This window comes from Tenacibaculum soleae, assembly GCF_001693415.1.
GTDB lineage: Bacteria > Bacteroidota > Bacteroidia > Flavobacteriales > Flavobacteriaceae > Polaribacter > Polaribacter soleae.
Genome location: NZ_MAKX01000001.1, coordinates 189,260 through 202,901, shown reverse-complemented (window position 1 = coordinate 202,901; position 13,642 = coordinate 189,260). Strand labels below are relative to the sequence as shown.

Annotated in this window: 12 protein-coding genes; 8 read left to right on the top strand and 4 right to left on the bottom strand. The window is 31.2% G+C overall.

Translation table 11 applies throughout. The features are described 5' to 3' along the window. The first annotated feature begins 2 nt into the window (after positions 1 to 2). The gene (locus BA195_RS00900) at positions 3 to 377 is read left to right on the top strand and encodes a Yip1 family protein (protein ID WP_068701498.1); all 375 of its coding nucleotides are present in this window, start codon (positions 3 to 5) and stop codon (positions 375 to 377) included. Between the two features lie 80 nt (positions 378 to 457). Here BA195_RS00900 and BA195_RS00895 read toward each other — a convergent pair whose 3' ends face one another. The 4 genes from BA195_RS00895 to BA195_RS00880 form a co-directional block, all read right to left on the bottom strand. Further along, positions 458 to 1,093 (bottom strand): peroxiredoxin-like family protein, encoded by a 636-nt coding sequence (locus BA195_RS00895; RefSeq protein ID WP_068701495.1) that lies wholly within the window; start codon positions 1,091 to 1,093, stop codon positions 458 to 460. Positions 1,094 to 1,216: 123 nt separating this feature from the next. Continuing rightward, positions 1,217 to 4,648 (bottom strand): methylmalonyl-CoA mutase family protein, encoded by a 3,432-nt coding sequence (locus BA195_RS00890; RefSeq protein ID WP_068701493.1) that lies wholly within the window; start codon positions 4,646 to 4,648, stop codon positions 1,217 to 1,219. A gap of 70 nt (positions 4,649 to 4,718) precedes the next feature. Then, positions 4,719 to 5,042, bottom strand: coding sequence for a hypothetical protein (locus BA195_RS00885; RefSeq protein ID WP_068701492.1), 324 nt, complete (start codon positions 5,040 to 5,042; stop codon positions 4,719 to 4,721). Positions 5,043 to 5,099: 57 nt separating this feature from the next. After that, complete coding sequence (locus BA195_RS00880; RefSeq protein ID WP_068701490.1) at positions 5,100 to 5,990, bottom strand: LysR substrate-binding domain-containing protein; 891 nt, start codon at positions 5,988 to 5,990, stop codon at positions 5,100 to 5,102. Positions 5,991 to 6,069: 79 nt separating this feature from the next. Between BA195_RS00880 and hutH the strand changes: the two genes are divergently transcribed. The 7 genes from hutH to BA195_RS00850 all read left to right on the top strand — a co-directional run bounded on the left by hutH (position 6,070) and on the right by BA195_RS00850 (position 13,629). Continuing rightward, positions 6,070 to 7,557 carry a histidine ammonia-lyase gene (hutH, locus tag BA195_RS00875; RefSeq protein ID WP_068701488.1) on the top strand — a complete coding sequence of 496 codons (1,488 nt, stop codon included), beginning with the start codon at positions 6,070 to 6,072 and terminating at the stop codon, positions 7,555 to 7,557. 14 nt (positions 7,558 to 7,571) lie between these two features. Next, positions 7,572 to 9,566 (top strand): urocanate hydratase, encoded by a 1,995-nt coding sequence (locus BA195_RS00870; RefSeq protein ID WP_068701486.1) that lies wholly within the window; start codon positions 7,572 to 7,574, stop codon positions 9,564 to 9,566. 12 nt (positions 9,567 to 9,578) lie between these two features. Then, a complete protein-coding gene (locus tag BA195_RS00865) occupies positions 9,579 to 10,106 on the top strand; it encodes a DUF4136 domain-containing protein (protein ID WP_068701484.1) in 528 nt (175 codons plus the stop codon). Positions 10,107 to 10,194: 88 nt separating this feature from the next. Beyond that, entirely contained in the window at positions 10,195 to 10,359 is a 165-nt protein-coding gene (locus BA195_RS14295) for a C1orf53 family protein (protein ID WP_176714931.1), read from the top strand. Between the two features lie 56 nt (positions 10,360 to 10,415). After that, complete coding sequence (locus BA195_RS00860; RefSeq protein ID WP_068701482.1) at positions 10,416 to 11,123, top strand: DUF4197 domain-containing protein; 708 nt, start codon at positions 10,416 to 10,418, stop codon at positions 11,121 to 11,123. A gap of 159 nt (positions 11,124 to 11,282) precedes the next feature. After that, positions 11,283 to 12,305 (top strand): Holliday junction branch migration DNA helicase RuvB, encoded by a 1,023-nt coding sequence (gene ruvB, locus BA195_RS00855; RefSeq protein ID WP_068701478.1) that lies wholly within the window; start codon positions 11,283 to 11,285, stop codon positions 12,303 to 12,305. A gap of 10 nt (positions 12,306 to 12,315) precedes the next feature. Continuing rightward, a complete protein-coding gene (locus BA195_RS00850) occupies positions 12,316 to 13,629 on the top strand; it encodes a hypothetical protein (protein WP_068701476.1) in 1,314 nt (437 codons plus the stop codon). Positions 13,630 to 13,642 lie beyond the last annotated feature (13 nt).

Below are 13,642 nucleotides of genomic sequence, written 5' to 3'. Positions count from 1 at the left end.
CTATGAACACTTCATTAGAATTAATCGCCTACATTATTTATTTACCAATAGCAATTGGATTAACAACGTTTGTGTCATATCACCTTTTTAAAAATAGTAAAATATTTATGTTAGATATTTTTCATCAAAAGGTAGAAATTGCAATGGCTACAAATAAGCTTTTTAAAATTGGTTTTTATTTATTAAATGTTGGTTTTGCACTACGTATTTTAGAAATATATAGTTTATCTAGCTATAAAGGTTTGGTAGAAACTTTAAGTGCAAAAATAGGAGGGTTCTCCATTTATTTAGGAGTTGTAATGATATTTTTTATTCTCTTTTTTTTAAAAGGAAGAAAAGCAAGTAAACAAGCTACTTTACAAATAGAAAATAAATAGTAATTAAAATCGATTCTTTTAACATAAAAAAAGTCAGCTCAAATACTTGAGCTGACTTTTTTTAAATTTAAATCAGTAAATTAAAGTGCAGCAATAATATCAGAAGGCTCTGCTCTTAATTTATAATCTTCAGTAATAAAGCTGTAGGTTATTTTTTTATCGGTTTCAATAATATAGGTTGCAGCAATAGGCAACTCATTAGTTTTATTTCCTTGACTTTCTAATAGGTCTATTCCGAATTTTTTATATAAATCAGCTAGCTCTTTTGGTAACTTGTAAGTTAAACCTAAAGATCTTGCTAGTCCGTTGTCTTTACTAGTTAAAATTTCGAAATCTAACTCGTTTTTTTCTTTAACCGAAAGCGTGTTATCGGGTGTTTCAGGAGTAACAGCAACTAGTGTAGTATTTTTCTCTTTAATTTGTGGCACTACATTTTGTAATGCTTTTAAAGCAAGATTACAATAAGGGCACCAACCACCCCTATAAAAAGTAAGTACAACTTTTCCTTTTTCAAGAAGCGCGTTAAGAGAAGTTAATTCTCCTTTTGCATTAGGTAAAGAAAAGTCTGGGAAAATATCACCTTTTTTTGTTGCGTTTTTTATAATATCAGTTTTTTCTAGTTTATCAATACCAGCTAGCATTATATCTTTTGCTTCTTTAGGTATGTTTTTGGCACTGTTATCAGCGTGCTCTTTTAATTGATTTCTAAGGGTCATATTATCTCATTTATCCAATTGGTCTATTTTTATCTAAAACATTACAAATTATAGGAAAAAAAGCCTAAAAAAAACCTCACAAATTAATGTGAGGTTTTTAACTTATTTGTAAACATTGTTTACTTACATATTCCTTCTGTACTGACCACCAACTTTAAATAAAGCTTCAGTGATTTGTCCTAAAGAACAAAACTTTGTAGCTTCCATTAACTTATCAAATAAGTTTTCATTTTGAATGGCAGCTTGTTGTAAAATAGCCAATTGCTCTTGCACTTTACCGTCATTAGCTTTGTTTAGCAATTCTTTAGTTTGAATCTGAAACTGCTTTTCTTTTTCCGTTGCACGGATAACCTCGGCAGGTTGAACTGTTGGTGATCCTTTAGAACTCAAAAAAGTGTTTACTCCAATAATAGGAAATTCTCCTGTATGTTTTAAGGTTTCGTAATACAAACTTTCTTCTTGTATTTTACTACGCTGATACATCGTTTCCATAGCTCCTAAAACACCACCACGTTCGGTAATTCTATCGAACTCAGTTAATACTGCTTCTTCTACTAAATCGGTTAACTCTTCAATAATAAAAGCTCCTTGAATCGGGTTTTCGTTTTTAGCTAATCCTAATTCTTTGTTGATAATTAACTGAATTGCCATCGCTCTACGTACCGATTCTTCGGTAGGCGTAGTAATGGCTTCATCGTAGGCGTTTGTGTGTAAGGAGTTACAGTTGTCGTTTATTGCATACAAAGCTTGTAACGTAGTTCTGATATCATTAAAATCAATTTCTTGAGCATGCAAAGAACGTCCAGAAGTTTGAATATGATACTTTAACATTTGCGCCCTTGCATTAGCTCCGTATTTATGTTTCATGGCTTTTGCCCATATTTTACGAGCTACACGACCAATTACTGAATATTCAGGGTCGATTCCGTTTGAGAAAAAGAACGATAAATTTGGGCCAAATTTATTGATGTCCATACCACGAGATAAGTAGTACTCAACATAGGTAAATCCGTTTGATAATGTTAACGCTAATTGCGTAATTGGGTTGGCACCAGCTTCGGCAATATGGTATCCAGAAATTGAAACTGAGTAAAAATTACGTACTTGCTTTTCGATAAAGTATTCTTGTACATCTCCCATTAAACGCAAGGCAAATTCAGTAGAAAAAATACAAGTATTTTGTGCTTGATCTTCCTTTAAAATATCTGCTTGTACAGTTCCTCTAACCTGTGCTAAAGTGCTTGTTTTTATTTGTTGATAAACATCAACAGGTAAAACCATATCTCCTGTTAAACCTAAAAGCATTAGTCCTAAACCATCATTTCCTTCTGGTAAATCTCCTTGATATTTTGGTCTTTCTAACCCTTTTGAATCGTAAATTTCTTTAAATTTAGCTTCAACAGTTTTTTCTAATTTATTTTCTTTGATGTATTTTTCACAATTCTGATCAATGGCAGCATTCATAAAAAAACCTAGCAACATTGGTGCAGGCCCATTAATGGTCATAGAAACCGAAGTCATTGCATGGCTTAAATCAAAACCAGAATATAATTTTTTAGCATCATCTAAACAGCAAATAGAAACTCCTGCATTACCAATTTTACCATAAATATCGGGCCTTACACCAGGATCATTTCCATATAAAGTAACACTGTCAAAAGCGGTAGACAAACGTTTTGCAGGCATGCCTAAACTCACATAATGAAAACGTCTGTTGGTACGTTCAGGACCACCTTCACCAGCAAACATTCTTGTTGGGTCTTCACCTGTTCTTTTAAACGGATATAATCCGGATGCATACGGAAATTCTCCTGGAACATTTTCTTGTAAATTCCAACGTAATAAATCTCCCCAAGCTTGGTATTTTGGTAAAGATACTTTTGGTATTTGCGTGTGCGATAACGATTCGCTATGTGTTTTTATATTGATTTCCTTATCACGTACTTTAAAAGTATAAATAGGGTTTTTGTATTTTTTAACCTTTTCTTGCCAGTTTAAAATAACTTCCCAATTATGTGGATCTAGATTTAATTTTACCTTATCAAACTGAGCAACCAATAGTTTAACAAAATCTTGTTCATCATTCTGAATTTGTTTCAGAATCTTATCTTCACTTAATCCACTTTTAATAATTTCTACAGCTGAATTTGTAATAGATTCAATTGTTTGATGAATACCATATAATTTTTGAGCAACCAATACTTGATCATCAACTTTTTTATTGTACGCTCTATTACTTTCTGATATTTCAGATAAATAGCGCACTCTACTTGGCGGAATTACAAATATCTTTTCAGACATTTCTTTGGTAATTTCCATGTTAGATTTTAAATCAACACCAGTTTTTTCTACCAATTTATCCATAATACGCTTGTACAACGTATTCATTCCTGGGTCGTTAAATTGTGATGCAATGGTTCCAAATACAGGCATATCATCCATATGAACATCCCATAAATTGTTGTTGCGCATATATTGCTTTTTCACATCACGAATTGCATCTAAAGCACCACGTTTGTCAAACTTGTTGATGGCGACTAAATCGGCAAAATCAAGCATATCGATTTTTTCTAATTGCGTAGCAGCACCAAATTCAGGAGTCATTACATATAAAGAAGTATCAGAATGCTCTATAATTTCGGTATCAGATTGCCCAATACCTGAAGTTTCTAAAATAATTAAATCAAATTCAGCAGCTTTTAAAACTTCTACCGCTTCATTTACATATTTCGATAAAGCTAAATTAGATTGACGCGTAGCTAACGATCGCATATACACACGCTCGTTGTTAATGGCATTCATACGAATACGATCTCCTAATAAAGCTCCACCAGTTTTTCTTTTTGATGGATCAACAGAAATTAATCCAATTGTTTTATTTGGAAAATCAATTAAAAAACGACGTACTAATTCGTCTACCAAACTTGATTTTCCTGCTCCACCAGTTCCTGTAATTCCTAAAACAGGCGTTTTAGAGTTTTTATTTTTTTCGTGAATAGCATCTAAAGTTTCTTTGGCAACTTCAGGAAAGTTTTCAGCAGAAGAAATAGTTCTTGCAATGCTTCCAATTTCTTTTTTTGCTAAATCATCAAGCTTTATCGTTAATTTATCTCCAATAGCAAAATCCGAAGTTTTTACCAAATCATTAATCATTCCTTGTAAACCAAGCTCACGACCATCATCTGGAGAGTAGATACGCGTAATTCCATAATCCATCAGTTCTTTAATTTCTTCAGGAAGAATTACACCACCACCACCACCAAAAATTTTGATGTGTTCAGCACCTTTTTCCTTCAATAAATCATACATGTATTTAAAATACTCAGTATGTCCACCTTGGTAAGACGTCATTGCAATAGCATTGGCATCTTCTTGTATGGCACAGTTAACCACTTCTTCAACACTTCTATCATGCCCTAAATGAATTACTTCTACTCCGGTAGATTGAATAATTCGTCGCATAATATTTATGGCAGCATCGTGCCCATCAAATAATGAAGCTGCTGTTACAATTCTAACTTTATGTATTGGTTTATAAGGTGCTATTTGTTCCATTCGTAAATTTTATAGAAAATTGATGTGGCAATTTACGAATTTCTTAAAAGATATAAGAATTGTTTAAGGATTATAAATAATTAAGAAAAGCCCAATATTTACGTGATTCAATGTAGTATAAATTATATTCATTAGCATAAGCTTCACGCTCAAAACTTAAGTTTTTATAAGCTAAAAATCGATTTCGATATTTTATAAGTTTGTAAGTCCACTCGATAAAATAAAAAATAAAAAAGAAAATAACTAAAAGCTCTTGTTGTTGTTTTAAATGAATTTTTTCGTGATTAATAAGTTCTGAATCGTGTTTCAACTCTTTTCGTTTTAAAAAAATAAAAGGATACAAGGTTATACCAATAAAACCTTTAGGAACCATATGTTTAGAAATGAAAATCATAGGTTAATCATAACTTTTTCTTTGGATAAAAATAAGAATTTTAAATTAGATGTGTTTTTAATTTTGTGAGTTTATCGTTTTAAGTAACGATTTTAAAATAGGGTTTAGATTATTAATATTCCAAATTATAGATAATGTGGTGCGTTGCGGAATGTTATTAAGTTCTATATATTTTATACGCATATTATAACCTTGTAAAAGCGATTTTGGTACGATAGATAAACCAAAATTATTTTCAACTAACTTATAAATAGAGGCAGCATGAATGGTATTGTGTGATACAATTGGTGCAAAATTACTATCATCAAAAATTTGCATTACTTTTTCGTAATACGAAGGGCTATAAGAAGGATCAAATAAAATAAAAGGCTCATTTTTTAAAGTATGTAAACCTTTAAAATTATCATTATTTACCGAATGGTTTTCGGGTAAAACCAAACAAAAAGTTTCGTGTAAAATAGGTTTAATGATTAAACCTCTTGGAGCACGATTTAAACGTACAAAGCCAATATCTATTTTTTGAGAAAGTAACAATTCTATTTGTTTTTGATTGTCCATTTCTTTTAACCCAAATTGTACGTTAGGATGTTCTTTTTTAAAGCGAAGTAACAAATCAGGAATAATTTCTAACATGGCAGATCCTACATATCCAAAATTTAGTTTTCCTTGCTTTCCTTCTTGCAATAATTTTGCAGCATCAAAAATGTTGTCAATATCTTTTAAAGTTCTAGATAATTCTTTTTTTAAATGTAACCCTGCAGTTGTTAATTGCACTTTTCTGTTATGTCTAATAAAAAGCTGAATACCTAGGTCATCTTCCATTTGTTTTATTTGTCTGCTTAAACCTGGTTGTGAAATAAACAAACGTTCTGCAGCTTTTCTAAAATGTAAATCTTCAGCAACAGCTAAGAAATATTTAAAATGACGCAATTCTATTTGATAACTCATAGTTATTAAAGGTTAACTTTATTGATATTGTTAGTTATCAAAAATAAAAATAACTTTGATAACTATAAAATAGAAACGAATGTTTAAGTACGGAATAGATAAATTAACTGTAAATAAGGTAATTGCGATAGCAGAAGGGACTTTAAAAGCAGTAATTACAAAAGAGGCTAAAGAAAAAGTAAATGAATGTAGAAGAAAGGTAGAGGTAATGGCAAATTCTGATGTTGCTACTTACGGAATAAACACAGGTTTTGGTCCTTTGTGCGATGTGCAAATTACACCTGAAGAAACAAGTAAATTACAAGAGAATTTATTAATTACACATGCAGTTGGTGTTGGAAATCCTATTGATAAAAAATTATCTAAAATAATGATGATTTGTAAGGTGCAAGCACTTTGTCAAGGTTTTTCAGGAGTACGTATAGAATTGATTGAACGTATTATTTATTTTATTGAAAACGATTTATTACCTGTTGTTCCTGAGCAAGGATCAGTAGGTGCTTCAGGAGATTTAGCACCATTATCTCACTTGTTTTTACCATTATTAGGAGAAGGAGAATTTTGGCAAGGAGATGATATTTTATCAGCGAAAGAAGTATTAGAGAAAAATAACTTAGCACCGTTAACTTTAATGGCAAAAGAAGGTTTAGGCTTAATTAATGGAACGCAGTTTATTTTAGCGCATGCTATTTTAGGTTTAAATAAAATGGAATATGTGTTAGATTTAGCTGATGTTACTGGGGCTATGACTTTAGAGGGGTATTCAGGAAATGTTTCTCCGTTTAAAGAAGAATTACACAAGATTCGTCCGTTTAAAGGGAATTTAAAAGTAGCTGAACGTATGCGTATGTTGTTAAAAGATTCTGAAAACGCAGCTGATGATAGTTTTCCAAGAGTACAAGACCCATACTCAATCCGTTGTATGCCTCAAGTACATGGAGCATCGAGAAATGCATATGCGCATTTAAAAGAATTAGCAGAAATAGAAATGAACTCTGTAACTGATAATCCTATTGTATTAAGTGAAACAGAAGCAATCTCAGGAGGTAATTTTCATGGTCAGCCATTAGCAATGGCATTAGATTATACATCAATAGCCGTTTCTGAGTTAGGAAATATAGCAGACAGACGTTGTTATTTATTATTAGAAGGAAAGCATGGTTTACCTAGGTTATTAACCGAGGCAGGAGGATTAAATTCAGGATTTATGATTCCACAATACACAACAGCAGCATTGGTTACTGAAAATAAATCATTATGTTTTCCTCCATCAGCAGATAGTGTTCCAACTTCATTAGGACAAGAAGATCATGTTTCTATGGGAAGTATCTCTGGACGAAAATTTAATCAAATTTTAGGAAACTTAGATAAGATATTGGCAATTGAATTTATGTACGCTGCGCAGGCAATGGATTTTAGAAGGCCAAATACATTTTCTCCTATTATTGAAGAAAACTTTAAGTTAATTAGAAGTAAAGTTGCTAAATTAGAAGAAGATCGTGTACTTAAAGATGATATAAACGCATTAATAAGTATGGTTAAAAATCAAGAATTTACAGTTCGTTAAAAAAAGAAATTATGATGTCATTTAAAAAACAGATTAAACAAGGTATTCCAAATGAATTACCTGAAATGCCAGTTTACGATTCTTCAATAAATAGAGCACCAAAACGTAAAGAAATTCTAACTGCAGAAGAAAAAAAGTTAGCTTTAAGAAATGCTTTACGATATTTTGATAAAAAACATCACGAAGTTTTATTACCTGAATTTGCTGATGAATTAGAACAATACGGTCGAATTTATATGTACCGTTTTCGCCCTACTTATAAAATGCATGCTAGAGATATTAAAGAATATCCAGGTAAATGTGAACAAGCGAAATCAATCATGTTAATGATTCAGAATAATTTAGATTATGCAGTTGCGCAACACCCACATGAATTAATTACTTATGGTGGTAATGGGGCTGTTTTTTCTAATTGGGCACAGTATTTATTAACGATGCAGTACTTGTCTAAAATGACAGATAAGCAAACATTAACCATGTACTCTGGTCATCCGATGGGATTATTTCCATCACATAAAGATGCGCCAAGAGTTGTGGTTACAAACGGAATGGTAATTCCTAATTACTCTAAGCCAGATGATTTAGAGAAGTTTAATGCTTTAGGAGTTTCTCAATACGGGCAAATGACTGCTGGTAGTTACATGTATATTGGCCCACAAGGAATTGTACACGGAACAACAATAACCGTTTTAAACGGATTTAGAAAAATAAATAAAGAGCCAAAAGGAAACTTATTTGTTACTGCAGGTTTAGGTGGAATGAGTGGAGCACAACCAAAAGCTGGTAACATTGCTGGTTGTATTACGGTTTGTGCTGAGGTAAATCCAAAAATTACGCAATTACGCTTAGATCAAGGTTGGATTGATGAAAAAATTACTGATTTAGATATATTAGTAGCAAGAGTAGAGAAAGCAAAAGAGAGTAAAGAAACAGTATCACTAGCTTACTTAGGTAATATTGTTGATGTTTGGGAAAAGTTTGATGAAGCAAATGTTCATGTAGATTTAGGTTCAGATCAAACATCATTACACAATCCTTGGGCAGGAGGTTATTATCCAGCAGATATTTCATTTGATGATGCCAATGAAATGATGGCAAATGAGCCTGAGTTGTTTAAAGAAAAAGTGCAAGAAACATTACGTCGTCATGCAAAAGCGATTAATAAACATACAGCTAAGGGAACTTATTTCTTTGATTACGGAAACGCTTTTTTACTAGAAGCAAGTAGAGCAGGGGCAGATGTAATGGCTGAAAATCCAACAATTGGAAGAGAGTTTAAATATCCATCTTATGTACAAGATATTATGGGGCCAATGTGTTTCGATTATGGTTTTGGACCATTTCGTTGGGTGTGTACTTCGGGTAATCCAGAAGATTTAGCAAAAACAGATGCAATTGCATGTAAAGTTTTAGAAAAGATAAAAAAGAATTCACCAGAAGAAATTCAGCAACAAATGGCTGATAATATTCAGTGGATTAAAGGAGCACAAGAAAATAAACTGGTAGTAGGTTCTCAAGCACGTATTTTATATGCAGATGCAGAAGGACGTACGAAAATAGCAGAGGCTTTTAATAAAGCGATTAAGAAAGGTAAAATAGGAAATGTTGTATTAGGTCGTGATCATCATGATGTTTCTGGTACTGATTCTCCTTACCGTGAAACTTCTAATATTTATGATGGTTCTCGTTATACAGCTGATATGGCAATACAAAATGTAATTGGAGATAGTTTTAGAGGAGCTACTTGGGTTTCTATTCACAACGGAGGTGGAGTAGGTTGGGGAGAAGTTATTAATGGTGGATTTGGCATGCTTCTTGATGGTTCTAAAGACGCATCAAGACGCTTAAAATCAATGCTTTTTTGGGATGTTAATAACGGAATAGCAAGAAGAAGTTGGGCAAGAAACGAAGAAGCTGTTTTTACAGTGAAAAGAGCCATGAAGGTTGAGAAAAAATTAACCGTTACAATTCCTAATTTAGTAAATGATGTATTATTAGAAAATATGTAAAATCTTAAGAAAATGAAAATATCAAAACTACTTTTATTACCAGTTATTGCTTTTATAATTTCATCATGTAGCTCGGTTAGAGTAACTACAGATTATGACACACAGGTTGATTTTAATCAATATAAAACCTTTGCTTTTTATAAAAAAGGAATTGATAAAGCACCAATTTCAGACCTTGATAAAAAAAGAATTATGAGAGCGGTAGAGGCAGAATTGATTGCTAAAGGAATGCAAAAATCGGCAAATCCAGATGTTTTAGTAAGTTTGTTTACAAAATCGCGCGAAAAAATAAATATCAATGACAATCGTTTTAATGATTATTGGTATCCTTGGTATTATAACCCAAGTACATTAACAGTAACACAACATACAGAAGGTACATTGTTTATAGATTTGCTAGATGCTAAAAGAAAAGAGTTGGTTTGGCAAGGTATTGGTACTGGAGCATTAAGTATAAGTAGTGTTGAAAAAAAGGAAGCGCGAGTTAAAGAGTTTGTAAATAAAATAATGGCTAAATATCCGGTAGGTATTAATAAGTAAAATAAATTTTCAATAAAGATAAAAGCAACATTAAATCAAAAGTGATTAAAATTTGATTTAATGTTGCTTTTTTTTTGATATTTGTAATATGATAAATAAAATTTTAAAAGCTACTCCAGATGAGTATTATGTAAATGAAGATGGATATCGAGTTTTTAAAGAGTCGTATCATTTAAGACGCGGTTATTGTTGTAAAAATGGCTGTAAACATTGTCCGTATGGTTATGATAAAAAAACAGATAGTTTTAAATAGTGTGACAATTATTAAATAACTGTTTCTAATAAATAGAGTATAAAAATTAAATAAAAATGAAAAAAATTATAGCACTAGCATTCATTGTTCTATTAACAGGATGCGCTGAACTGCAAAAAGTTGTAAAGCAATTACCAACAGGAGGTGTTTTATCTCAAGAACAAATAGGTAATGGTTTAAGACAAGCGTTAGATAAAGGAATTCAACATCAAGTATCTAAATTAACAGCAAAAGACGGTTTTTATCGTAATGAATTGGTAAAGATTATTTTGCCGAAAGAATTACAGGCAGTAGATAAAGGCTTACGAAAAATAGGTTTAAGTAATTTAGCTGATGAAGGATTAAAAGCAATTAACAGAACAGCAGAAGATGCTGTAAAAACAGCTACGCCAATTTTTGTAAACGCAGTTAAAGAAATAAGTTTTAACGATGCAAAAAATATTTTATTAGGAGATAAAAACGCAGCAACTTCTTACTTAAAAGGAAAAACAAATACAGCACTATATAATCAATTTAACCCTGTAATAAAAAAATCTTTTGGTAAGGTAGGGGCTGATAAAATTTGGAATAATTTAATAAATAAATACAATAGTATTCCATTTGTAAATAAGGTAAATCCAGATTTAACAGATTATGTAGCAGCTGAAGCCTTAAAAGGAGTTTTTACAATGATTGCTGTTGAAGAAAAAGGAATTCGCGAAAAAGTAGGTTTACGTGATACTGCTTTGTTACGACAAGTGTTTGCTTTACAAGATAAAAAGTAAGCATAACATACTATAAAATAAATAAAACCTGAAGCATTTTTTGTTTCAGGTTTTTTGTTTGATACCTTTATTTAGTAATATGTATCTTAGCATTACTAATATTGTTACGTAACAATTATTACAAACCAACCATTATATTTCAAGTATATTTGTGCCAATATGAATGAAAATTTAAACCCTGAAAACACCAATTTTTCAACTGAAGAACTCGATGTAGAAAAAAAACTACGTCCATTATCTTTTGATGATTTTTCAGGACAAGACCAAGCAATTGAAAACTTAAAAATATTTGTAGAAGCAGCTAACCAACGAGATGAAGCGTTAGATCATACATTATTTCACGGTCCTCCAGGATTAGGTAAAACCACCCTAGCACATATTTTAGCAAACGAATTAGGAGTCGGTATAAAAGTAACCTCAGGGCCGGTTTTAGATAAACCAGGAGACTTAGCAGGCTTACTAACAAATCTTGATGAACGTGATGTATTATTTATTGATGAAATTCATCGATTAAGCCCTATTGTAGAAGAGTATTTATACTCAGCAATGGAAGATTATAAGATCGATATTATGATTGAGTCTGGGCCAAATGCACGTACGGTTCAAATTAATTTAGAGCCTTTTACTCTAATCGGAGCAACAACTCGTTCAGGATTGTTAACAGCGCCAATGCGAGCACGTTTTGGAATCAGTAGTCGCTTACATTATTATTCAACAGAACTATTAACAACAATTATTCAACGAAGTTCACATATTTTAGGAGTGCCAATATCTATGGAAGGAGCTATTGAAATAGCTGGTAGAAGTAGAGGTACACCTCGTATTGCCAATGCATTATTACGAAGAGTACGAGATTTTGCCCAAATAAAAGGAAATGGGAGTATTACAATTGAAATTGCAAAATATGCTTTAAAGGCATTAAATGTTGATGCTCATGGTTTAGATGAAATGGATAATAAAATATTAGCCACTATTATCGATAAATTTAAAGGAGGTCCCGTAGGAATAAGCACCATTGCAACAGCAGTTAGTGAAAATACAGAAACGATTGAAGAAGTGTATGAACCTTTTTTAATTCAACAAGGGTTTATAATGCGTACCCCACGCGGAAGAGAAGTAACAGATTTAGCCTATAAACATTTAGGAAGGGTAAAAGAAAAAAATCAAGGAGAGCTTTTTTAATAAATAATAAATGGCAGCTGAAAAAAAGAAAAAAAATATTTTAAAACCAACTTCAGGTGGCTGGATACAAAGGTTAAAAGAAGAGAGTTGGGAGGCAGAGCTCTTGGTTTCTGCAATCGCTATTTTTGGAACCTTTAAATTATTTGATATTGTTAATTGGGCAACCAATTTTTTTATAGATGTATTGAATCCTAATCAATATTTTATAGGGTATTTTATTATAACTTTCGGTCTTTTAGCTGTAAGTATGTTAACGGCAATGTTTGTAATACATTTTTTTTTAAGAGCTTATTGGATTGGTTTAGTGGGGTTAAATTCAGTTTTTCCAGATTATAGTATTGAAGATAGTGTGTATTCTAAAATTTACACAAAAAAAATATTAAGCATATTACCTAAATTAAAAGACTCTATTCAAAAAACAGATGAATTGTGTAGTGTAATTTTTTCAGCTGCATTCACATTGTTATTTATCTATGCCTATATGTCTTTATCTACAAGTGTTTATCTACTTGTTTTTAATTTGTTGTCAAAATATTTACCTACTTATATCCTATTAATACCAGTTGGGTTTATTGGTGTACTTATATTTTTACAGATGATTGTTACTTTTATCTCAAATTTAAAAAATAACCGAGAAAAAGAGAAACTGCAAACGATTGCATTTAAAGTAAATAAATTTGCATCAATGGTAACTTACGGACCATTATATAAATCGATCTTACAAATAACAATGATTTTTGGGTCTAACTTTAAAAAGAAAAAATCATTAATATATCTTGTAATATCTTTTTTGTTTGCAGGTATGTTTCTATTTGGAAACCAAATAATAAAAACGAATATATTTTACTTAGTAGGACATGAAAAATATTTTAACGTTACAAAAGTACATGCGAGTTTTTATAAAGCTGAAAATAAAACGAATACATTTTTATTAACACCAGAAATAGAATCGGATAAAATTGAGTCAAATGTGTTAAAAATATTTATTCCAGTTTATAGCTACGAAAAAACTTTTCAAACAAGATTATGTAATCGTTTTGAAAAAGAAATTGAAAACTCACTAGAATTACAAAGAGAAGCTAAAAATATTTATGCTTTAAATTGTTATCAAAAGTACTATCATATTTATATAGACGATAAAAAAGTACCTGTAGATTTTTTAAGGCATAATGGGCATTCAAGAACCAAGCAAGCTGGGGTAGTTTCTTATTTAGACATTTCAAACCTAAAAAAAGGAATGCATAATATAGAGGTAAGAAAAAAGTTTGAAGATAATGAAACATTAAAATGGAAAATTCCATTTTATTTTATAAAAAATAACTAAGCGAGTATTTTAA